Origin of the sequence: Herbaspirillum frisingense, from assembly GCF_047325095.1 — a bacterium.
GTDB lineage: Bacteria > Pseudomonadota > Gammaproteobacteria > Burkholderiales > Burkholderiaceae_D > Herbaspirillum > Herbaspirillum frisingense.
Genome location: NZ_CP168558.1, coordinates 1,989,284 through 2,011,216, shown reverse-complemented (window position 1 = coordinate 2,011,216; position 21,933 = coordinate 1,989,284). Strand labels below are relative to the sequence as shown.

Here is a 21,933-nt window from a genome sequence, read left to right as displayed (position 1 = left end):
ATGCGTTATTCAGGTAAGGCCATCCGGATGCCGAGGCCGATGAAGGCACAACCTGCAAGGCGGTTCAGATGGACGGAGGCGTTGGCGCGGCGACGGAACCAGGCGCCGACCGTGCCGGAAAACAATGCGATGGCGCTGAAGATGAGGAAGGCCTGGGCAATGAACACCAGGGCCAGCACCAGCATCTGCAGGGCTTCGTGACCGGCTTCGCGCTGCACGAACTGCGGCAGGAAGGCGATGAAGAACAGGGTCACCTTGGGATTGAGCATGTTGGCCAGGACGCTTTGCCAGTAGATGCGACGCAGCGGCACGGCGGCCGCGCCCTGCCCTTCGCCGGCAAGCGCGATACCGGCCGAGGCCGAGCGCAAGGTGCGATAACCGAGGTAAGCGAGATAAGCCGCGCCCGCGTATTGCAGGGCGTGATAGGCCGGCGGATAGGCCTTGATCACGGCAGCGAAGCCCAGCACCGCCAGCAGGGTATGGAAGATCAGTCCCGAGCTGAAGCCAGCAGCAGCCACCAGACCCGCCTTGCGGCCCTGGGCGATGCCGCGCGTGAGTACGTAGATGTTGTCCGGGCCGGGGGCCAGGGTCAACGTCATCGCGGCCAGCAGGAAGAGGAACAGGTTGGGCATGGTGGCGGCTCCGCGATCAGCCTTCGATCAGGGCGAAGGCGTCGCCGATCTCGGCGCCGAACTTGTCCAGGAACATCAGCTGGCGCACCAGCTGGCCGGCGCCGGCGTAGTCGCCGGCGTCCAGCAGCGCTTCGATGCGGCCGATCTCGGCCTTCTTCTCGCTCAGCAGTGCGGTGTTGAGCTGTTCCAGCGCATCGAGGTCCTTGCCGGACTTGGCGTCATCCAGGGTTTCGCGCCATTCCATCTGCTGCATCAGGAAGGCCGGTGCCATGGCGGTGTTGGATTCGGTCTGCAGGTCCACGCCGTGCAGTTCACACAGGTAGCGCGCACGCTTCAAGGGATTCTTCAGCGTCTGGTAGGCCTCGTTGGCGCGGGTGGCCCACTGCATGGCCACACGCTTTTCGGCATCGCTGGCGTGAGCGAACTTGTCCGGGTGGGCCTGGCTCTGTACCTGGTGGTAAGCCTGCTCCAGCGCCTTCTGGTCGATGGCGAAGCGCTGCGGCAACTGGAACAGGTCGTAGTGGTTTTGCATGGCTGAAAAATAAAAAGCCTGTCGGACTGCAACAGGCTTGGCACATCAGGGACGGCAAACGGTGACCGGGTCAGCTCCGCAGGGAGCGATCACGAGGCTGTCACGGTATCGGCTAAGCACTGGCCGTCTCGCGGCAGGGCCGGCGCGACGGCTTGGTTCAAGATCAGAAGTTCAGAAGCAGAATCAGATGCAGGGGTCAGATGCGGAAGCTTTCGCCACAGCCGCACTCATCCTTCACGTTCGGGTTCTGGAACTTGAAACCTTCGTTCAGGCCTTCGCGCGCGAAGTCCAGTTCGGTACCGTCGATGTAGGGTAGGCTCTTGGGATCGACGAAGACACGCACGCCATGCGACTCGAAGACGGTGTCTTCGGACGATTGCTCATCCACGTACTCCAGCTTGTACGCCAGGCCGGAGCAGCCGGTGGTACGCACGCCCAGGCGCAGGCCGATGCCCTTGCCACGACGTTCCATGTACCGGCTGATGTGTTTTGCTGCCTTCTCTGTCAACGTGATTGCCATGATGCTTGCCTTACGAAATCGAAAACCGCGGAGCGGGTACCTGCTGTCGCAAAAGGCCGATCAGGCGGCCTTCTGTTCCGCGCCGTGCTTGGCCTTGTAGTCCTGCACCGCTGCCTTGATGGCGTCCTCGGCCAGGATCGAGCAGTGGATCTTCACCGGCGGCAGTGCCAGCTCTTCGGCGATCTGGGTGTTCTTGATGGACAGCGCTTCGTCCAGGGTCTTGCCTTTGACCCACTCGGTCACCAGCGACGAGGAGGCGATGGCCGAACCGCAGCCGTAGGTCTTGAACTTGGCGTCCTGGATTACGCCATCGGCGCCGACCTTGATCTGCAGCTTCATCACGTCGCCGCAGGCCGGGGCGCCGACCATGCCGGTGCCGACCGTGTCGTCGCCCTTTTCGAAGGCGCCGACGTTGCGGGGATTTTCATAGTGATCGAGTACTTTTTCCGAATAAGACATGTTCTTGCTCCCTAGATGATGGTATCGACCATCGCCCCTGCACTGTGCTGTGGTTGCTGGCGATGGCTGGCAGAATCCGTGTTTAGTGGGCTGCCCACTGGATGGTGGACAGGTCCACGCCGTCCTTGTACATGTCCCACAGCGGGGACAGTTCGCGCAGCTTGCCGACCTTGCTCTTGATCAGATCGATGGTGAAATCGATGTCTTCCTCGGTGGTGAAGCGACCGATGGTGAAGCGGATCGAGCTGTGTGCCAGTTCATCGCTGCGGCCCAGTGCGCGCAGCACGTAGGACGGTTCCAGGCTGGCCGAGGTGCAGGCCGAACCGGAAGAGACGGCGATATCCTTGATGGCCATGATCAGCGATTCACCTTCCACGTAGTTGAAGCTCACGTTCAGGTTGTGCGGCACGCGGTGTTCCATGTCGCCGTTGATATAGGTCTCTTCGATCTCTTGCAGGCCCTTGGCCAGGCGATCGCGCATGGCGCGGATGTGGGCCAGTTCGCTGTCCATCTCTTCACGGGCGATGCGGAAGGCTTCGCCCATGCCCACGATCTGGTGGGTGGCCAGGGTACCGGAGCGCAGGCCACGCTCGTGACCGCCGCCATGCATCTGCGCTTCGATGCGCACACGCGGCTTGCGGCGCACGTACAAGGCACCGATGCCCTTGGGGCCGTAGCTCTTGTGGGCTGAGAAGCTCATCAGGTCGACCTTCCAGTTTTCCAGGTCGATCTTGACCTTGCCGGTAGCCTGGGCGGCATCGCTGTGGAAGATGATGCCCTTGGAGCGGCAGAACTCGCCGATTTCCGGCACCGGCTGAATCACGCCGATTTCGTTGTTGACCAGCATGACCGAGACCAGGATGGTGTCCGGACGCACGGCCGCGGCGATCTGCTCGACGGTGACCAGACCGTTGTCCTGCGGCTGCAGGTAGGTCGCTTCGAAGCCCACGCGTTCCAGTTCGCGGAAGGTATCCAGCACCGCCTTGTGCTCGGTTTTGACGGTGATGATGTGCTTGCCCTTGGACTTGTAGAACTGCGCCGCGCCCTTGATGGCCAGGTTGTTGCTCTCGGTGGCGCCGGAGGTCCAGATGATCTCGCGGGAATCGGCATTGACCAGCTTGGCCACTTCTTCACGCGCCTCTTCCACGGCCTTTTCGGCGGTCCAGCCATACATGTGGCTGCGCGAAGCGGGATTACCGAACTGCTCGCGCAGATAGGGAATCATCTTGTCGGCCACGCGCGGATCGACCGGGGTGGTCGCCGAGTAGTCCATGTAGATCGGGAAGTGCGGAGCCTTGATGGTCTCCAGCAGGCTTTTTTCCAGGGGTGCGTTCATAGGTCCTTGCTCCAAATCAGGCTGCGGCTTGCGGGCGGTGCATCACCACCACGCTCTGCGAGTCGGCGGCACGATGCTCCGTCGGCTTGGGTTCTTTTTGCTGGTCGACCAGGTCCTGGAGCGATACCGAATCCAGGTACTCGACCATCTTTTCGTTCAGGGTAGACCAGAGGTCATGCGTCATGCAGCGCGTACCGCCCGGGTGCGCAGCGCTGTGGCAGTTTTCCTTGCCGCCGCACTGGGTCGCATCCAGCGGTTCGTCCACCGCGATGATGATGTCGGCCACCGAGACATCGGCGGCCTTGCGTGCCAAGTTGTAACCACCGCCGGGCCCTCTCACGGACTCGACGATCTGGTGTCGTCGCAACTTGCCGAACAACTGCTCCAGATATGATAGAGAAATTTCCTGGCGCTCGCTGATGGCCGACAACGTGACGGGGCCCTTGCCCTGGCGCAAGGCCAGATCAATCATCGCCGTCACGGCAAAACGACCTTTGGTGGTAAGACGCATGGAGTTCACTCCAGAAACAAATGAACCGGCGGTGCCGGTTGCCCTGAATTCCCGAATATTTGAGTCAAGTATATCAAACCCGAGTAATTCTGTCAGGTACCGTGCATGCGCAATGTCGGAGCATCCAAGCGACCAGATCAAATTTCCTGCAATTGGGAAGGAAACTTGTCTGACCTCTTGTCAAAATTGGGCTACTCTCTGGGCTACGGCTGGCATCGGCGTCGACCCTCTTGATCCATCTGGTAAGATGGCGCGACAATTTTCTTCTGGCCAGATGCGGACCGCCCACTAAAACACAAGCCGGGTCCGCCAGCGCCGCCCTCCCAAGAAACAGAACGATATGGATGTGAGCGATACCCCCAATCCGCTGCTGCGCCCGCGCCGCAAGCCCCAGAGCCTGTCGCAGGAGGTCGTGGCAGCGTTGTCGGCAATGATCGACAACGGCAGCCTCAAACCCGGCGACAAGCTGCCAACGGAATCCGAAATCATGCAGACCCAGGGTGTCTCCCGCACCGTGGTGCGCGAAGCCATCTCACGCCTGCAGGCGGCCGGCCAGGTGGAGACCCGGCACGGCATCGGTACCTTCGTACTGGAAGCCCGCAAAGGCTCCAACATCAATATCGACCCGGCCACCATCACCACCATGCGCGACCTGCTGGCGCTGCTGGAGCTGCGCATCAGCCTGGAAACCGAAACCGCCGGGCTGGCAGCCGCCCGCCGCAGCGAAGAACAGTTGCAGGAAATCCGCGAGGCGCTGGACCTGTTCCGCGCCAACCAGCAAGCCGGCGGCGATACGGTAGGCCCGGACTTCCGCTTCCACTTCGCCATCGCCAATGCCACCGGCAACCGCTATTTCATCGAGATCATCAGCCACCTGGGCATGGGCGTGATCCCGCGCAAGCGCATCAACACCGCCGAACTGGCGCACGACCAGCAGGCCAGCTACCTGGACCGCGTGCAGCGCGAGCATGAAGACATCTTTGAGGCCATCGCCCGTGGCGACGCCGAGGCCGCCCGCGCCGCCATGCGCAATCACCTGACCAACAGCCGCGAGCGCCTGCGCCGGGCACAGCAGGAAGCGGAATCGGGCGCAGCCGGCAACGCCAGCTGAGCCCCGTGTAGTTCATCCCACTGCACGTCCCCACCGCTGGCAAGACAAGCACTGCCAGCGGTCGGCGCCCGCCAGCCCTCCCCCGGCCGCTACACCATCTTCCGCCCCCTGCCTCACCTCACCTCACCTGCAGCACCTCCTCCCTGGCTCCCCTCCTTAGTCCAACACGTCACAATAAATTGCTGGATTTCTGAAATCTTATGTTGTACGATGACTGATGTCATATGCAGTTTTGATCGGAACCCGGTGTCCGTCCCGCTGACTTGCGCCCGGGCCTCCGTTTCCACCCTATTTCCAACTGATTTCCAACGGCGTCGAGCGAAAACATGTCCCAGTACACACCCCAAGACCTCAAACAGATCCTCTCTTCCGGCCTGCTGTCCTTCCCGCTGACCGACTTCGACGAGCAGGGCGATTTCCGCCCCAAGACCTATATCGAGCGCCTGGAATGGCTGGCTCCGTACGGCGCCAGCGCCCTGTTCGCCGCTGGCGGCACGGGTGAATTCTTCTCTCTGGTGCCGGGCGAGTATTCGGACATCATCCGCACCGCCGTGGATACCTGCCGTGGCAAGGTGCCCATCATCGCCGGTGCCGGCGGCTCCACCCGCGCAGCCATCGCCTATGCCCAGGAAGCCGAACGCCTGGGTGCACACGGCATCCTGCTGATGCCGCACTACCTGACCGAAGCCAGCCAGGACGGTATCGCCGCCCACGTGGAAGCGGTCTGCAAATCGGTCAATTTCGGCGTGATCATCTACAACCGCGCCGTCTGCAAGCTCAACGCCGAGACCCTGCAAAAGCTGGCCGACCGCTGCCCGAACCTGATCGGTTTCAAGGACGGTATCGGCGAGATCGAGCCGATGGTGCACATCCGCCGCAAGCTGGGCGACCGCTTCACCTACCTGGGTGGCCTGCCGACGGCCGAAGTGTACGCCGCTGCCTACAAGGCACTGGGCGTGCCGGTCTACTCCTCGGCAGTGTTCAACTTCATCCCCAAGACGGCCGTGCAGTTCTACGAAGCCATCGCCAAGGACGACCACGCCACCGTGGGCAAGCTGATCGACGACTTCTTCCTGCCCTACCTGGAAATCCGCAACCGCAAGGCTGGTTACGCCGTCTCCATCGTCAAGGCCGGTGCCAAGATCGTGGGTCACGATGCCGGTCCGGTGCGTACCCCGCTGACCGATTGCACCCCGCAGGAGCATGAAGAGCTGGCTGCGCTGATCAAGAAGCTGGGTCCGCAGTAAGGATGTAATGAGCCCGCTTGGGCTCGCATGAGAATCAGAAAGACCAAGGGCCGCAGAAATCTGCGGCCCTTTTGCTTGACCGCCCCGCTGACGGGGTGCGTGCACGAAAAAAAACCTCCGACGCCAGTGCGACGGAGGTTTCTTTCCACTCAGGTCCGGCCAGGCCGGCATCCTGATGACGGGTTCAGAACTCTTCCCAATCCTGGGCGTCGTCCTTGCCCCGGGCGCTGGCCGATGAGCTCGCCGATGCGCCGGCCGGCTTGGCTGGTTTGGCCGGGGGCAGCTTGGGCGCGGCAGCAGGAGCGGCCTTGGGCGCAACCGGCGCGCTGACCGACGCCATCGCAGGCGCAGCCTGGGGTGCCGGTGCTGCCTTGGGCATGGGGCGCGCCTTGACCGACGCACTGGCGACCTGGTGCGCATCGATCTTGAAGATGCTGACTGCAGCCACCAGGTTGGTGGCCTGCGCCTGCAAGGACTGGGCGGCGGCCGCGGCTTCTTCCACCAGCGCCGCGTTCTGCTGGGTCACCTCGTCCATCTGGGTGATGGCCCGGTTGACCTGCTCGATCCCGGTGCTCTGCTCGCGACTGGCTTCGGCGATCTCGCCCACGATGTCGGTGACGCGCTGCACGCTGGTGACCACCTCGCTCATGGTGGCCCCGGCCTGCTCGACCAGTTGGCTGCCAGCCTCGACCTTGTCCACCGAATCGTCGATGAGGGACTTGATTTCCTTGGCAGCAGCGGCCGAGCGCTGAGCCAGGGAACGCACTTCCGACGCCACCACGGCAAAGCCGCGTCCCTGTTCACCGGCACGGGCCGCTTCCACCGCTGCGTTGAGCGCCAGGATGTTGGTCTGGAAGGCAATGCCGTCGATCACGCTGATGATGTCCACGATCTTGCGCGAGGATTCGTTGATGGCCTGCATCGTATCCACCACCTGCGATACCACCTCGCCCCCCTTGCTGGCGGTGGAAGAAGCCGAATGCGCCAGCTGGTTGGCCTGCAGGGCATTCTCGGCGTTCTGCTTGACGGTGCCGGTCAATTCCTCCATCGAGGCGGCGGTCTCTTCCAGCGAGCTGGCCTGCTGCTCGGTGCGCGAGGACAGGTCCATGTTGCCGGCCGCGATTTCCTTGGCATTGGTGTCGATGCTGTCGGAACTGCTGCGCACGCTGGACACCGTCGTCAGCAGCGCCTGCTGCATGCTGCGGATGGCCGCGAACAGGCGACCGATCTCGTTCTTGCTCTCGACGTCGACCTTGGTGGTCAGGTCGCCATTGGCCACCAGGTCCAGCAGGTGCACGGCGCGATTGAGGGGCGTGAGCACGATGTTGCGCAGCATGAAGTGCACGCCGATGACCAGGAACATGGCACCGATGAGACCGGCCACGACCAGCCACACCACCAGGTTGTATTCACGCTGGCGTTCGGTGGTGGCCTTGTCGTTAAGCTCCATGGCACGCTTCTGGTAGACGTCCAGCGCGGTCGAGAAGCGCGCGCCACCCTTGCTGATGAAGTTGTTGTTCAGCTGCGAATAGGCAGCGGCATCACCACTCCTGAGCACCTCGGTGGCCTTCTTCAGGATCTCGTTCAAGGCCTTGGCCGATTCGATCAATTCGGTCTTGGTGGCAGGATCCTGGCCCTCCAGATCGGGGAGTTTGGCGTAGTCGTCCAGGTATTTGAGACTACGTTCGTAGGTGGTCTGGGCGCTCTTGAAGGCCGCGTCGATCACGGCCTGGTCGCCCTTTTCCATCAAGGTCGAATAGATGCGGGACTGCGCTGCGCGGGTGCGCGTGGTGTCCTTGTAGGCATCATTGATCAACAAGGCGCGCTCGGTGATCTCGTGCACATACTCGGTCGCATGATTGGCCCGGCCCAGGGCAAAGATACCGACCGCAGCACCGACCACGATCATGCAAGAAAACAGCGCAAGCGCGCTCATCAGGCTGAAGCGAACCGTAAGATTCCGCATTCCCTCTCTCCGCTTAATTTTTGGACAACATTAGAAATGAGACTAGCACTTGACGATACAGCAGCCGCCCCCTCTGCAATCGGACGGCAACCAGACCAAAACCACCCTATTTCCCGGTTAGAGCGGTCAGCAGGCTGTCAGGCGGCATTGTGCAATGGCAACGCGAGGCGCCGCCTGTCCTGGATCAAGCTGCGTGCAAAAGAGACAGAAATTGGCCTTGTCATATGAACATCATGACAAGGCCGGTCGCCCATCAGACGCTGGGCCGGGTGGCCCGGGGCTGTATGTAGAAGGATCAGGGCAGGTCGATGATCTCGACCCAGTTGGGGTTGCGGCCCAGGGTATAGCGCAAGACCGGCGTGAGGGCGCCAGTATCGCGGTCGATGGCGTAGCTGGTCAGGCCGGCCTTCTGCCCGACCGCCAGCAGGTAGCGGCCACGCGGGTCGATGTTGAAGCCGCGCGGCTGGGTTTCGGTGGGTATGTTGAGGATGCGGGTGAGCTTGCCGCTGGCGGGATCGACCTTGAAGCCGGTCAGGGTATTGGAGGTGCGCTCGGAAGCGTAAAGGAAACGGCCGTCCGGGGTCAGGTGCAGATCGGCCGCGGCCAGTTGCTCGCTGGTCTTGAAGCCCTCCGGCAGGAGCGAGTCGCTGCCCAGCAGGCTGAGCGTGCCGTTCTGACGGTCATAGGCGTAGGTACTGACGGTGGCATCAAGCTCATTGGTCGAGTAGACGAAACGCTGGTCCCGTGAAAACACGAAATGACGCGGCCCCGCCCCGGCCTGGGTACTGACTGCGGGCGGCGTGTTGGCAGTGAGCTTGCCGGTGGCGGCGTCGAAGCGGTATTGCAGGATCACATCGCTGCCCAGGTTGCTGGCGAAGACGTGCGTATTGTCGGGGTCCACCTGTACCGAGTGGGCGTTCTTGCCGGTGGGGATCACGGCCAGCGGCGGGGTCTGCACCACGCCATCGGCACCGATGGCATTGACCGAGATCTTGTTGCCGGAGTAAGACGCCGCCAGCAGGTAGCGCCCGGTGCGGTCGGTGGCGATGTTGGCCATGTTGTCGGCCAGCGGCGTCTTGGAAAGCACCTTGAGCATGCCGCTGGCGGGGTCGATGGCGTAGCTGAGCACCGAGTAAGGCTGGCCGCGCAGCGAGGCATACAGGTATTTGTGATCGGGGCTGATGGCCAGCGGCATGACGGTACTGCCGGTGTCGACCCGGTCGATCAGGTTCACGCTGCCGTCGCCATTGAGGCGCAGCACGTAGATGTCCTGGCTGTCGGCATTGGAGACATAGGCCACCGTGGCGGCGCCGGCCTGGACAGCGGCCAGGCTGAGGACGGAGGTGGCGATCAAGGTGGCAAGGCGGGACGGGGTGGCGGAAGGGTTGCGGGCGTTGTCGTGGCTCATGGTGTCTCCTGTCGATTCATATTGTTGTTCGAAAAACTGAAGCAAAAAAAAAATGGACCCGCAAGCGGGCCCCAAGGAAGGATCAGGTCACTGGCGCCGGATTGAACAGGGTCAGCGCGTTATGCAGTTTCCACTGCTCGGCCCAGGTGCGCTTCTTGCCGCTGGCCACGTCCAGCATCAGCTGGAACAGTTCCCAGCCCACGTCCTCGATGCTGGCCTCGCCGCTGGCGATGCGACCGGCATTGACGTCCATCAGGTCGTGCCAGCGCCGCGCCAGGTCGTTGCGGGTGGCGACCTTGATCACCGGCACCGCTGCCAGGCCATAGGGGGTGCCACGGCCGGTGGTGAAGATATGCAGGTTCATGCCGGCGGCCAGCTGCAGCGTGCCGCAGATGAAGTCCGAGGCCGGCGTGGCGGCATAGATCAAGCCCTTCTGCTGCAGCTTGTCGCCCGGCGCAAGCACGCCCGAGATCGGGCTGGAGCCGGACTTGACGATGGAGCCCATGGCCTTCTCGACGATATTGGCCAGACCGCCCTTCTTGTTGCCGGGGGTGGTATTGGCGCTGCGGTCCACGCCGCCCTGCTTGAGGTAATTGTCGTACCAGTCCATCTCGCGGATCATGGCCTGCGCCACGTCCTCGTTGACTGCGCGCGAGGTCAACTGGTCGATGCCGTCACGGACCTCGGTCACCTCCGAGAACATCACCGCCGCCCCGGCCCGCACCAGCAGGTCGGTGGCGAAGCCCACGGCGGGGTTGGCAGTCACGCCGGAGAAGGCATCGCTGCCACCGCACTGCACGCCCACCACCAGGTCGGAAGCCGGGCAGGTCTCGCGACGGCGCTTGTCGAGCTCGGTCAGGCGCGCCTCGGCCATCTTCATGATGGAGTCGATCATGGAGTTGAAGCCCACGTGCTCCGCATCCTGCAGGCAGACCACATAGGGCTCGCCGGCCTTGTGGATGGGGATCATGTTTTCAGGCAGCAGGCGATTGGGCTGAAGCTTTTCGCAACCCAGGCTGACCACCATGGCCTGGCCGCCGAAGTTGGGGTTCAGGCTGATGTTGCGCAGCGTGCGGATGGGGATGCCGGCATTGGGCGCATCGATGGCCACGCCGCAGCCATAGGTATGCTCCAGCGCCACCACATCTTCCACATTGGGATACTTGGGCAACAGTTCGGCGCGGATGCGCTTGACCGCGTGCTCCACCACTCCCGCCACGCATTGCACGGTGGTGGTGATGGCCAGCAGGTTGCGGGTACCGACCGAACCATCGGCATTGCGATATCCCTCGAAGGTATAGCCTTCCAGCGGCGGCTGCGGCGCCGGCTTCTTGGTGGCGATGGGCAGGTTGTCCAGTTCGCGGGCCGGCGGCATCTGCACCAGCGATTCCTCGATCCAGCTGCCCTTGGGAATATCGCGCACCGCATAGCCGATGGCCACGTCATAGCGCGTGATGGCCTCGCCCTGCTTGAGGTCGCGCAAGGCGATCTTGTGGCCCTGGGGAACGCGGTCGACCAGGGTCAGACCATCCGGGAAGACGGTGCCGGCCGGCAGGCCGCCGTCGTTGACGACGATGGCGACATTGTCGGTGTCGTTCATCATGATGTAGCGCGGGGTGGTTGCCTGGCTGGCGGCGATATCGTTGCTCATGCTAAGTCCCATACGACAGAATGCTGCGAATCAAATGAAACGGCGGCGCGTCAGGACGACGGCCGCCGGCAAGGTCCTCAGGCGTCCTTCAGTTCGACGCGCTTGATTTCCTTGACGATGACAAGATAGCTGATCACCGTGATCAGTGCATTGACACCCACGAACACCAGCGCGCCCGAGAAGGAACCGGTTTCCTTGACGATGTAGCCGATGACGATCGGAGTGGTAATGCCGGCCACGTTACCGAACATGTTGAACAATCCACCCGACAAACCCACGATCTGCTTGGGTGCGGTATCGGCCACCACGGCCCAGCCCAGTGCGCCCACGCCCTTGCCGAAGAAGGCCAGCGCCATGATGCCCACCACCATCCACTGTGCCTCGACATAGTTGCACAGGATCATGGTCATGGACAGCAGCATGCCGCCCACGATGGGGATCTTGCGTGACCAGGTCACCGACATGCCGCTCTTGATCAGGCGGTCCGAGATCAGCCCGCCGACCACGCCGCCGATGAAGCCGCACACCGCCGGGATCGAGGCCACGAAACCGGCCTTGAGGATGGACATGCCGCGCTCCTGCACCAGATACACCGGGAACCAGGTCAGGAAGAAATAGGTGATCACGTTGATGCAGTACTGGCCGATATACACGCCCAGCAGCATGCGGTTGGACAGCAGCTGGCGGATATAACCCTTGCCCTTGGTGGAGGGTGCAGCCACCTTGCGGTTGTCCATGTCCACCAGGCCACCGCCGGACTCGATGTGCTGCAGCTCGGCCTGGTTGATGCGCGGATGGTCCTTGGGGCTGTAGATGATCTTGCCCCAGATCAGCGCCAGCGCGATGCCGACCACGCCCATCACCGTGAACACATGGTGCCAGCTATAGGTATGGACGATCCAGGCCATCAGCGGCGTGAACAGCACGGCCGCGAAATACTGCGCCGAGTTGAAGATGGCCGACGCCGTGCCGCGTTCCTTGGTCGGGAACCAGGCCGCCACGATACGGCCGTTGGCCGGGAAGGACGGCGCCTCCGCCAGACCCACCATGAAGCGCAGCAGGAACAGCGACATCACGGCCGCCCCGGTGCTCATCCAGGTCACACCCGCTTGCAGGAAAGTGAAGACCGACCACAGACCGATACTCCACATGTAGATCTTCTTGGAACCGAAACGGTCCAGCAGCCAGCCGCCCGGCAATTGCGCCAGCACATAGGCCCAGCTGAAGGCCGAGAAGATGTAGCCCATCATCACCGGGTCCAGCGACAACTCGGTCTTCATCGCCGAGCCGGCGATGGACAGGGTGGCGCGGTCGGCATAATTGACCGTGGTCACCACGAACAGCAGGAACAGGATCAGGTAACGGATATGGGTGGGCTTGCCCGCCCCGCCGGCCAGGCCGGTGTCATTGCTTTGCGCCAATTGCTTTCTCCAGGTCTCGACTCGCCTTGCAGGACCGGCCCGGTGGGCGCAGACATCCTATGACGTATTGTTGTTGATGGGTATCGATTGAATTGTTATAAGACGTCATACAACAGCACGCGCAGTATAACAGGAAGAAAGCCAACCGCAAGCGATGAATGCTTTTCCGGGCCGGGCCGCCGACTGCCCCCGGGCAGAGGCCTGAATCCCGCCATCGGCGCGGGCCGCGCGGCCATTTCCCGACACATCCACACGCCCCGGCAGCCGCTCGTGTGGACCATGCAAACGGGTTAGAAGCGCCTTCGCACCAGATGAAGTTGTACGACATGCTGGCCGCACCTGACGTAGCGCGCCGGCACGCGTATCATGCGCGCATTCGTCCATTCCCATGCTTCAACCATGAATACCACTCCCTCCCTGCCACCATCGCGCCCGGCAGTCCCTTGGCTCAAACCCCTGCTGTTCGTGCTGGTGGCAGCCATCGGCTTGTATTACGTCAAATGGTCCCCGTATTACCTGAAGTCTTTTGTGGCCGCCGACAAACACAGCATCGGCGCGTCCATCCTGTCCAACGCACCGACGGCGCCGTGGTCGGCGGCGCTGGAATATGCCGGCGTCTACTTCGCAGCGATCTGGAAGGCCGCCGTACTGGGCGTATTGCTGGGGTCGCTGGTACAGGTCCTGGTTCCGCGCGACTGGCTGTTGCGCGTGTTCGGCCGCGCCGGTCTGGGCTCCACGCTGCGTGGCGGCCTGTTTGCACTGCCCGGCATGATGTGCAGTTGCTGCGCCGCGCCCGTGGTGGCCGGCATGCGCCGCCAGCAGGTATCGGTCGGGGCGGCGCTGGCCTTCTGGATGGCCAATCCGGTACTCAATCCGGCCACGCTGGTATTCATGGGCTTCGTGCTGGGCTGGCAGATGGCTGCGCTGCGGCTGGTGGCGGGTATCTTGCTGGTGGTGGGCGTGGCGCTGGTGGCGCAGCGCGTCTCGCGGGCCCAGGCGCAGCCAGCAGCTCTGCCGCAAGCCGCACTGGATGCCGTAGCCCAGGCAGATCAAGGCGAACAGGCAGACAGCGCCCGTCTCTTCCTGCTTCGCTGGGGTCGTCAACTCTGGCAATTGTTCTGGAGCACGATCCCGATCTACATCGTGGTGGTCCTGGCCCTGGGCGCGGCCCGTGTGTGGCTGTTCCCGCAGGTGGATGCCAGCATGGGCAACAGCCTGCTGTGGATCGTGGCGCTGGCCGTGGTGGGCACGCTGTTCGTGATCCCGACGGCAGCCGAAATCCCCATCGTGCAATCCATGCTGTCCCTGGGCATGGGCGTCGGTCCGGCTGTGGCGCTGCTGATGACACTGCCCAGCATCAGCCTGCCCTCGCTGCTGATGCTGCGCAGCTCCTTCACGCCGCGCGTGCTGGTGACGGTGACCGTCATGACAATCCTGATCGGTGCGGCCAGCGGTCTGGCCGCCGTGGCCCTGCTCTAGGGCCTGCTCAGGCCGGGGCTTGCGCCATCGACATGGGCTGCGGCCGATGCTGGCGCAGGAAGTCGACCACCTCGGCCTGCTTGCCTGCGAACAGCAGGCGCGAACGTTTGGCTTCGCGCTGGAAGGCATAGACCGGATCGTAGTAGTCCGTCAGCAGGGACTCGATCCAGGCCCGGTGCAGGTCGACCACGCCATCTTTCTCCTGGCGCGCCAGGGCGGTTTCCATCAGCTGCAGCAATTGCCGGTAGCGCTGGTCGCCCAGGCGCTTGACCAGCTTGCCCAGCGCGGCCAGCAAATGGGCCCGATAGCGTTCGAAACCGTGGCGCGGGTCCAGCGCCAGATACTCCTCGCTCAAGCCACTGACATAATCGCGCAGGATGCGCTCCACGCGCCCTGCCCGGCTGTCTTCCAGCCACACCATGGGCAGACTCTGCATGCGCTGGTGCAGCGCCAGTGGCAAGGCGCAGGCACCGATCAGGCGGCTCTCGTCTTCCAGCGCGAACCAGTGATGGCCCTGCGCACGCAGCTTGATCATGGCAATCGCCAGCCGGTGCTCGAAATCGATGGGTGCCGGCTGCGCCGAAGCGCGCTTGCCAAAGCTGGAGCCACGGTGGTTGGCATAGGCTTCCAGATCCAGCGCATTGTCCAGCTGCAGCAGCACGTCGGTCTTGCCGCTGCCGGTCATGCCGCCCACCACCACGAACTGGCACTGCGCCAGCGCCTCTTCGATGGACTGCATCAGGAAATGCCGCAGCGCCTTGTAGCCGCCAGCCACGCGGGGATAGGCGATGCCGGCTTCACTTTTCAACCATTGCTGGGTGATCTGCGAGCGCAGACCACCACGAAAACAGTACAGGCAGCCGTCAGGATGCGCCTGCGCAAATCGCGCCCAGGCGGCAATGCGCGCTTCCTTGACCGGCCCGCTGACCAGCTGCTGCCCCAGTTCGATGGCCGATTGCTGCCCCTGTTCCTTGTAGCGCAGGCCGACCTGATGGCGCTCGCTATCGTTCATCAGTGGCAGGTTCACTGCCGTCGGAAACGCCCCCTTGCCGAATTCCACCGGCGCCCGCGCATCCAGCATGGGCGTATCGGCCAGAAACAGCGCCTGACTGGGCTGGATATCGGCCATCAGAGGACCTCGACGGCGTATCGCTGTCGTTCCACCAGTTCGCCGATGGGGGCCAGCTCCAGGCCCAGCGCAGCCGCCGTGGCGAGGAATTCGGGATTGGCCTCGGGGCGCACCGCCACCAGCAAGCCGCCGCTGGTTTGCGGGTCGCACAGCAGGTGCTTCTGGCTATCGCTCAGCGGGCTGATCCTGGCGCCATAGCTCTCGAAATTGCGCAAGGTACCACCCGGCACGCAGCCTTCAGCGAGGTAATACGGCACGCCCGGCAGGCTGGGTACGCGACCCGATTCGATGCGCGCCGTCAGGCCACTGCCGTCGCACATCTCGACCAGGTGACCCAGCAGGCCGAAGCCGGTCACATCGGTCATGGCGGTCACCCCGGCCAGCTTGCCAAAGCGGCTGCCGGGCTGGTTGAGCTTGCACATCCAGTCACGCGCGCTGCCCACGTCTTCGGCACGCAGCTTGCCCTTTTTCTCGGCGGTGGTAAGGATGCCGATGCCCAGTGGTTTGGTGAGATAGAGCAGGCAGCCGGCGGTGGCGGTGTCGTTGCGCTTCATGTTGCGCTTGTCGACCACGCCCGTCACGGCCAGGCCGAAGATGGGCTCCGGCGCATCGATGGAATGGCCACCGGCCAGCGGGATGCCGGCCGCATCGCAGGCCGCGCGGCCGCCGCGCACCACTTCACGCGCCACCTCAGGCGGCAGCACATTGACCGGCCAGCCGAGGATGGCGATGGCCATCAGCGGGTCGCCGCCCATGGCGTAGATGTCGCTGATGGCATTGGTGGCGGCGATGCGTCCGAAGTCGAAGGGATCGTCGACGATGGGCATGAAGAAATCGGTGGTCGAGACCACGCCACGCTCTTCGTCGATGGCATAGACGGCAGCGTCGTCGCGGGAGGCGTTGCCCACCCACAGCTTGGGGTCCAGATGCTGGGCGCCACTACCGGCGAGGATCACTTCCAGCACCTGCGGTGAAATCTTGCAGCCGCAACCGGCACCATGGCTGTACTGGGTCAGACGAATGGGTTCGCTCATGGGAATGTCCTGGCTGTTCGGAGGGGATGCCGATTCTAGCAGCGTTTGAGGGGGCTCAACGCACGGTAGCTCAAGCACAGCAGGCGGTAAGATGATGCGCCAGAAATTGGCTCGAGTGCGCTGGTTTCCAGCGCATTCCGCATGGCACCAGACAGACTTTGCCCCATGCCGACGCGGCACCAAAAACAAAAAAGCCCCGCAAGAAACTTGCGAGGCTTTCGTATTCTGGCTCCCCGACCTGGACTCGAACCAGGGACCTGCGGATTAACAGTCCGTCGCTCTACCGACTGAGCTATCAGGGATCAATTGAGGGCGCGATTATGAACGATTTTTTTCCGAATGACCAGAGAGGAAAACGAAAATTTTTTACACCGTTCTGCATCGTGGCGGCATAGCCCTGCCGCCCTTGCGCACGACCTGCATCACAGGCCTCACACACATTGAAAAGGCCCCGCAATTGCTTGCGAGGCCTTCGCATTCTTTGGCTCCCCGACCTGGACTCGAACCAGGGACCTGCGGATTAACAGTCCGTCGCTCTACCGACTGAGCTATCAGGGAACAGCTGAGAAAAAGATTATGACCCGATTTTTACTTCATGTCAAAACTTTTTTCAGGGAAATTGCCATTTCTTCATAGGAGAAATGCCGCTCCCGCCCCATCCGCAGACAAGGCGGGAAAACGCATTACAGCACCTTGGCGATGGCGTTGACGACGGCGTCGATGTTCTTGCTGTTCAACGCGGCCACGCAGATGCGGCCGGTGTCGACGGCGTAGATCGAGAACTCGTTGCGCAGGCGTTCCACCTGGGCCTTGGTCAGGCCGGAGTAGGAGAACATGCCGCGTTGGCGGGTGACGAAGTCGAAGTCGTGGCTGGGCGCCTTTTCCTTCAGCTTGGCGACCAGCAGCTGACGCATTTCGCGGATGCGCACGCGCATCTCGGCCAGTTCGTCTTCCCACAGCTTGCGCAGTTCGGGTGATGCCAGGGCGGTGGCGACCACCTGGCCACCGTGGATCGGCGGGTTGGAGTAGTTGGTGCGGACCACGCGCTTCAGTTGCGACAGCACGCGGGCAGCTTCCTCGGCGCTGGCGGCGGCGATGGACAGTGCGCCCACGCGTTCGCCATACAGCGAGAAGGACTTGGAGAAGGAGTTCGACACGAACAGCGGGCCGCCGGCTTCGGCGAAGCGGCGCACCACCTGACCGTCTTCGGCGATACCGTCGCCAAAGCCCTGGTAGGCCATGTCCAGGAACGGGACCAGGCCGCGCGAGGTCACCACTTCGATGACCTGGGTCCACTGGTCGTCGGTCAGATCAGCGCCGGTGGGGTTGTGGCAGCAGGCGTGCAGCAGCACGACCGAACCAGCCTTCATGGTCTTCAAGGCGTCCAGCATGCCGGCGAAGTTCACGCCGCGGGTGGACGGGTCATAGTAGGGATAGGCGTTGACCTTGAAGCCGGCCATCTCGAACAGGGCGCGGTGGTTTTCCCAGCTCGGGTCGCTGATCCAGACTTCGGTGCCGGCCGGCGAGAAGTGCTTCAGGAAGTCGGCGCCCAGCTTCAGGGCACCGGTGCCGCCCAGGGCCTGCACGGTGATCGCACGCTTTTCGGTCACCACGGCGCTGCCGGCGCCGAAGACCAGCTCCTGCACGGCGCGGTCGTAGGTGGCCAGGCCGTCGATGGGCAGGTAGGTACGCGGGGCCAGCTTGGCCGCCAGTTCCGCCTCGGCTTTCTTCACGCATTCCAGCAGGGGGACCTTGCCGTTGTCGTCGTAGTAGACACCCACGCCCAGATTGGTCTTGGCCGGGTTCTGGTCGGCGTTATAGGCTTCGGTCACGCCCAGGATAGGGTCGCGCGGCGCCATTTCGATGGCGGAAAACAGGGAGGCGGAGACAGGTGCGTTCATCGTGATAACATGAAAAGTTAGCTGCAACAAAGCGCAGCAGAAGGAAATGGATGCAGGTCCAAGCGGCCGGACATGCACCTTTTTGCAACACTGCATTCTAACAAAAGTGGATGCCCAATCACAGATACAGCCGGGGTGAATTGCCTGCCGAATCTGCATGAGCCCATGCAGAGCCGACATAACCCGCGCCGCGCAGTGTCGCGGTCTGGCACCGATGAGCTGCCGCCTGACGCCACTTTGCGTCCGGTCGCGCTGATCCCGGCATGCCGTTTGCGTCTTGAACTTCCACATCCCGGCAGCATTTGATGAATATTCACGCCACCACATTGCCTGCGCGCAATGCCCCGAATCCGGGCATTGTTGCCATCCTGCGCACTGCGGCGGCTCACCGAGCAAACGAGCGACAGAGGCGAGCGACACCATGGCAGAACTGACCCCCATTAGCACCGAGCTGGACGAGAGCAAGTTCATCACCTTCCCCGACTCGCCCTTCAAGCTCTACCAGGTCTTCCCGCCGGCCGGCGACCAGCCGGCGGCCATCGACAAGCTGGTCGAAGGCGTCCACGACGGTCTGTTCTACCAGACCCTGCTGGGGGTGACCGGCTCGGGCAAGACCTACACCATGGCCAATACCATCGCCCGCCTGGGGCGCCCGGCCATCGTGTTCGCGCCCAACAAGACGCTGGCGGCACAGCTCTACAGCGAGTTCCGCGAATTCTTTCCGCACAATGCGGTGGAATACTTCGTCAGCTACTACGACTACTACCAGCCCGAAGCCTACGTCCCCCAGCGCGACCTGTTCATCGAGAAGGATTCCTCGATCAACGAACACATCGAGCAGATGCGCCTGTCCTGCACCAAGTCGCTGATGGAACGGCGCGACGTGGTGATCGTGGCCACCGTCTCGGCCATCTACGGTATCGGTAATCCCAATGAATATCACCAGATGATCCTGACCCTGCGCGCCAAGGACAAGGTTTCGCAGCGCGACGTCATCGCCCGCCTGATCCAGATGCAGTACACCCGCAACGAAGTGGACTTCGGCCGTGGCACCTTCCGCGTACGCGGCGACACCATCGACGTGTTCCCCGCCGAGCACGCTGAACTGGCGGTGCGCATCGAGACCTTCGACGACGAGATCGACAGCCTGCAACTGTTCGACCCGCTGACCGGCCGCGTGCGCCAGAAGATTCCACGCTTCACCATCTACCCCGGCTCGCACTACGTCACGCCGCGCTCCACGGTGCTGCGCGCCATCGAGACCATCAAGCAGGAACTGGCCGAGCGCCTGGAATTCTTCCGCAAGGAAAACAAGCTCATCGAAGAACAGCGGCTGGAACAGCGCACCCGCTTCGACATCGAGATGATGACCGAGATCGGTTTCACCAAGGGTATCGAGAACTACTCGCGCCATCTCTCCGGCGCCAAGCCGGGCGATCCGCCGCCCACCCTGGTGGACTACCTGCCGCCGGATGCGGTGATGTTCCTGGATGAATCGCACGTCCTGATCGGTCAGTTGAACGGCATGTACAACGGTGACCGTGCGCGCAAGGTGAACCTGGTGGACTACGGCTTCCGCCTGCCCTCGGCGCTGGACAACCGGCCGCTGAAGTTCGACGAGTTCGAGAAGAAGATGCGCCAGACCATCTTCGTCTCGGCCACCCCGGCCGACTACGAAAACACCCATTCCGACCAGGTGGTGGAACAGGTGGTACGTCCCACCGGCCTGGTGGACCCGATCATTTCCGTGCGTCCCGCCACCACCCAGGTGGATGACCTCATGCAGGAAATCAACGACCGCGTCGCCCGCGACGAACGGGTCCTGGTGACCACACTGACCAAGCGCATGGCCGAGCAGCTGACTGAATTCCTCTCCGACAACGGTATCAAGGTGCGCTACCTGCACAGCGACATTGACACCGTGGAGCGCGTGGAGATCATCCGCGACCTGCGCCTGGGCACCTTCGATGTGGTGGTCGGCATCAACCTGCTGCGCGAAGGCCTGGACATTCCCGAAGTCTCGCTGGTGGCGATCCTGGATGCGGACAAGGAAGGCTTCCTGCGTTCCGAACGCAGCCTGATCCAGACCATCGGGCGCGCGGCGCGTAACCTCAACGGCATGGCCATCCTCTATGGCGATGTGGTGACCGACTCCATGCACAAGGCCATCGGCGAGACCGAGCGCCGCCGCGCCAAGCAGATGGCTTTCAACGAAGCCAACGGCATCGTCCCCACCGGCATCAAGAAGGAAATCCGCGAACTGATCGACGGCGTCTTCAACCCGGCCCAGGCGCGCAGCGAGCTGATGGTGGCCGAAGAGAAGAAGAACTACGAGTCCATGAGCGAGAAGCAGATCAGCAAGGAGATCAAGCGCCTGGAAAAGCAGATGCAGGAACACGCCAAGAATCTGGAGTTCGAAAAGGCGGCCGCCGCCCGCGACCAGTTGCACGTGCTGAAGCAGCAACTCTTCGGCGCGCCCGGCAGCGATACGGCCGTCGCTTGAACGCAGGCGCCAGGGTAGGCGCCATGGGAAGGTCGGCCTGGCGATCAGGCGGTATACAATGCCGCCACTTTATCGCTACGGCCGTCTGCCTTTCACGCCCATGTCTACCGCCACTCCCGCCGCCACGCCCTTTCCCGCCCTGCCCACCGCGCTGCTGGACCTGATCCGCAGCGCCCACCCTTCCTGGTACCCGGCCTTGCGCGCCGGGCTGGAGGCGATCCAGCAGGCCGATCCGGCCTACCTGGGGGCACTCGCCCAGGATGACTACCTGCCCACCGAAGGCCGGCTCTTCGCCGCCTTCCGCCAGCCTATGGACCAGGTGCGCTACGTGCTGGTGGGCGAAGGCCCCTACCCGCGCGCGGCCAGCGCCACCGGGGTGTGCTTCATGGATGGGGCGGTGGGGTCGCTGTGGTCGGACAAGGGCTTGTCCAAGCAGGTCAATCGCGCCACCTCGCTGCGCAATTTCATGAAGATGCTGCTGGTGGCCGATGGCCGCGTGCCGGCCGGCCAGACCAGTGGCGACGCCCTCGCCGGCATTGCCGCCCAGGCCCAGGCCGATACTGCCGGCACCATCCAGACCCTGGCCGACCTGCAGGACAACCTGACTGCGCACGGCTTCCTGCTGCTCAATGCCAGCCTGGTCTTCCGCGCCCACGTGGCGCCGGTCAAGGACGCCCGGGCCTGGAAGCCCTTCTTCGATACCGTGCTGCGCGCCCTGGCCGAGCACGGTGCACAACAGGCGACGCCCTTGCCCACCCTCGTCCTGTGGGGCAAGATCGCCGAACAGCTGGACAGCCTGCCGCTGGTGCAGTCCTTCCCGCGTGCCGTGGCCGAGCATCCCTATAACCTCAGCTTCATCGAACACAGCGGCATGCAGCAGCTGTTCGGTGCCATGCGGCTGCTGGAGAAGCGCCCGTAAAAGGCAGACGTCAATCCGGGTGCCGTAAACGACAAATCCCCGCTAATGGCGGGGAAAGGTTCTGCGGCGCTGGGCTGCCTGCATCGCGGCTGCGATGCTGCTGGGGGTGCGATGCTACTGGGCTGCGGCTGGTGCCGCCTTCGGTTCCGACCATACGGAACCGGTCTCTTCTTT

At 63.1% G+C, this 21,933-nt stretch carries 18 protein-coding genes and 2 tRNA genes; 5 read left to right on the top strand and 15 right to left on the bottom strand.

Annotated elements, in window-relative coordinates:
• Window positions 1-5: 5 nt before the first annotated feature.
• From ACEOAC_RS09390 to iscR, 6 genes are all read right to left on the bottom strand, one after another.
• Window positions 6-632: a LysE family translocator gene (locus ACEOAC_RS09390; protein ID WP_102664283.1), complete on the bottom strand. Its 627-nt coding sequence runs from the start codon at window positions 630-632 to the stop codon at window positions 6-8.
• A 16-nt stretch (window positions 633-648) separates the two neighbouring features.
• Complete coding sequence (hscB, locus tag ACEOAC_RS09385; protein ID WP_182992450.1) at window positions 649-1,164, bottom strand: Fe-S protein assembly co-chaperone HscB; 516 nt, start codon at window positions 1,162-1,164, stop codon at window positions 649-651.
• 196 nt (window positions 1,165-1,360) lie between these two features.
• Entirely contained in the window at window positions 1,361-1,684 is a 324-nt protein-coding gene (gene iscA / locus ACEOAC_RS09380) for an iron-sulfur cluster assembly protein IscA (RefSeq protein WP_006712826.1), read from the bottom strand.
• A gap of 60 nt (window positions 1,685-1,744) precedes the next feature.
• Window positions 1,745-2,143: a Fe-S cluster assembly scaffold IscU gene (iscU, locus tag ACEOAC_RS09375; protein WP_006712827.1), complete on the bottom strand. Its 399-nt coding sequence runs from the start codon at window positions 2,141-2,143 to the stop codon at window positions 1,745-1,747.
• 82 nt (window positions 2,144-2,225) lie between these two features.
• The gene (locus ACEOAC_RS09370; RefSeq protein ID WP_006712829.1) at window positions 2,226-3,479 is read right to left on the bottom strand and encodes an IscS subfamily cysteine desulfurase; all 1,254 of its coding nucleotides are present in this window, start codon (window positions 3,477-3,479) and stop codon (window positions 2,226-2,228) included.
• Between the two features lie 16 nt (window positions 3,480-3,495).
• Complete coding sequence (gene iscR, locus ACEOAC_RS09365) at window positions 3,496-3,990, bottom strand: Fe-S cluster assembly transcriptional regulator IscR (RefSeq protein ID WP_077236444.1); 495 nt, start codon at window positions 3,988-3,990, stop codon at window positions 3,496-3,498.
• A gap of 340 nt (window positions 3,991-4,330) precedes the next feature.
• Between iscR and ACEOAC_RS09360 the strand changes: the two genes are divergently transcribed.
• Together ACEOAC_RS09360 and kdgD are read left to right on the top strand one after the other, a co-directional pair.
• Window positions 4,331-5,101 (top strand): FadR/GntR family transcriptional regulator, encoded by a 771-nt coding sequence (locus tag ACEOAC_RS09360; protein ID WP_006712834.1) that lies wholly within the window; start codon window positions 4,331-4,333, stop codon window positions 5,099-5,101.
• Between the two features lie 326 nt (window positions 5,102-5,427).
• On the top strand, window positions 5,428-6,348 hold the full coding sequence (gene kdgD / locus ACEOAC_RS09355; RefSeq protein ID WP_077236442.1) for a 5-dehydro-4-deoxyglucarate dehydratase: 921 nt from the start codon (window positions 5,428-5,430) through the stop codon (window positions 6,346-6,348).
• Window positions 6,349-6,532: 184 nt separating this feature from the next.
• On the opposite strand, the gene ACEOAC_RS09350 is transcribed toward kdgD, so the two are convergent.
• From ACEOAC_RS09350 to ACEOAC_RS09335, 4 genes are all read right to left on the bottom strand, one after another.
• Entirely contained in the window at window positions 6,533-8,314 is a 1,782-nt protein-coding gene (locus tag ACEOAC_RS09350; protein ID WP_234294108.1) for a methyl-accepting chemotaxis protein, read from the bottom strand.
• A 295-nt stretch (window positions 8,315-8,609) separates the two neighbouring features.
• A complete protein-coding gene (locus ACEOAC_RS09345) occupies window positions 8,610-9,722 on the bottom strand; it encodes a lactonase family protein (protein WP_413444895.1) in 1,113 nt (370 codons plus the stop codon).
• A gap of 82 nt (window positions 9,723-9,804) precedes the next feature.
• The gene (gene garD, locus ACEOAC_RS09340) at window positions 9,805-11,373 is read right to left on the bottom strand and encodes a galactarate dehydratase (RefSeq protein WP_241813346.1); all 1,569 of its coding nucleotides are present in this window, start codon (window positions 11,371-11,373) and stop codon (window positions 9,805-9,807) included.
• A 77-nt stretch (window positions 11,374-11,450) separates the two neighbouring features.
• Window positions 11,451-12,794, bottom strand: a complete 1,344-nt coding sequence (locus ACEOAC_RS09335) for an MFS transporter (RefSeq protein WP_102663545.1) — start codon at window positions 12,792-12,794, stop codon at window positions 11,451-11,453.
• A 399-nt stretch (window positions 12,795-13,193) separates the two neighbouring features.
• On the opposite strand from ACEOAC_RS09335, the gene ACEOAC_RS09330 reads away from it, so the two are divergent.
• Complete coding sequence (locus ACEOAC_RS09330) at window positions 13,194-14,273, top strand: permease (RefSeq protein WP_413444894.1); 1,080 nt, start codon at window positions 13,194-13,196, stop codon at window positions 14,271-14,273.
• Window positions 14,274-14,280: 7 nt separating this feature from the next.
• Here the strand turns inward: ACEOAC_RS09330 and mnmH are convergent, their stop codons facing one another.
• The 5 genes from mnmH to ACEOAC_RS09305 all read right to left on the bottom strand — a co-directional run bounded on the left by mnmH (window position 14,281) and on the right by ACEOAC_RS09305 (window position 18,337).
• On the bottom strand, window positions 14,281-15,402 hold the full coding sequence (gene mnmH, locus ACEOAC_RS09325) for a tRNA 2-selenouridine(34) synthase MnmH (RefSeq protein ID WP_413444893.1): 1,122 nt from the start codon (window positions 15,400-15,402) through the stop codon (window positions 14,281-14,283).
• Window positions 15,402-16,436 carry a selenide, water dikinase SelD gene (gene selD / locus ACEOAC_RS09320; RefSeq protein WP_006712847.1) on the bottom strand — a complete coding sequence of 345 codons (1,035 nt, stop codon included), beginning with the start codon at window positions 16,434-16,436 and terminating at the stop codon, window positions 15,402-15,404. The genes mnmH and selD overlap by 1 nt, the downstream gene beginning before the upstream one ends.
• 226 nt (window positions 16,437-16,662) lie before the next feature.
• Window positions 16,663-16,738 (bottom strand) — tRNA-Asn (locus tag ACEOAC_RS09315).
• 180 nt (window positions 16,739-16,918) lie between these two features.
• Window positions 16,919-16,994: transfer RNA gene (locus ACEOAC_RS09310), tRNA-Asn, on the bottom strand.
• Window positions 16,995-17,119: 125 nt separating this feature from the next.
• Window positions 17,120-18,337, bottom strand: a complete 1,218-nt coding sequence (locus ACEOAC_RS09305; RefSeq protein ID WP_413444639.1) for an aromatic amino acid transaminase — start codon at window positions 18,335-18,337, stop codon at window positions 17,120-17,122.
• A gap of 421 nt (window positions 18,338-18,758) precedes the next feature.
• Here ACEOAC_RS09305 and uvrB point away from each other — a divergent pair, with 421 nt between their 5' ends.
• Both uvrB and ACEOAC_RS09295 read left to right on the top strand, forming a co-directional pair.
• The gene (uvrB, locus tag ACEOAC_RS09300; RefSeq protein WP_102663550.1) at window positions 18,759-20,840 is read left to right on the top strand and encodes an excinuclease ABC subunit UvrB; all 2,082 of its coding nucleotides are present in this window, start codon (window positions 18,759-18,761) and stop codon (window positions 20,838-20,840) included.
• 100 nt (window positions 20,841-20,940) lie between these two features.
• Window positions 20,941-21,759 (top strand): uracil-DNA glycosylase, encoded by an 819-nt coding sequence (locus tag ACEOAC_RS09295; RefSeq protein ID WP_413444642.1) that lies wholly within the window; start codon window positions 20,941-20,943, stop codon window positions 21,757-21,759.
• The last annotated feature ends 174 nt before the right edge of the window (window positions 21,760-21,933 follow it).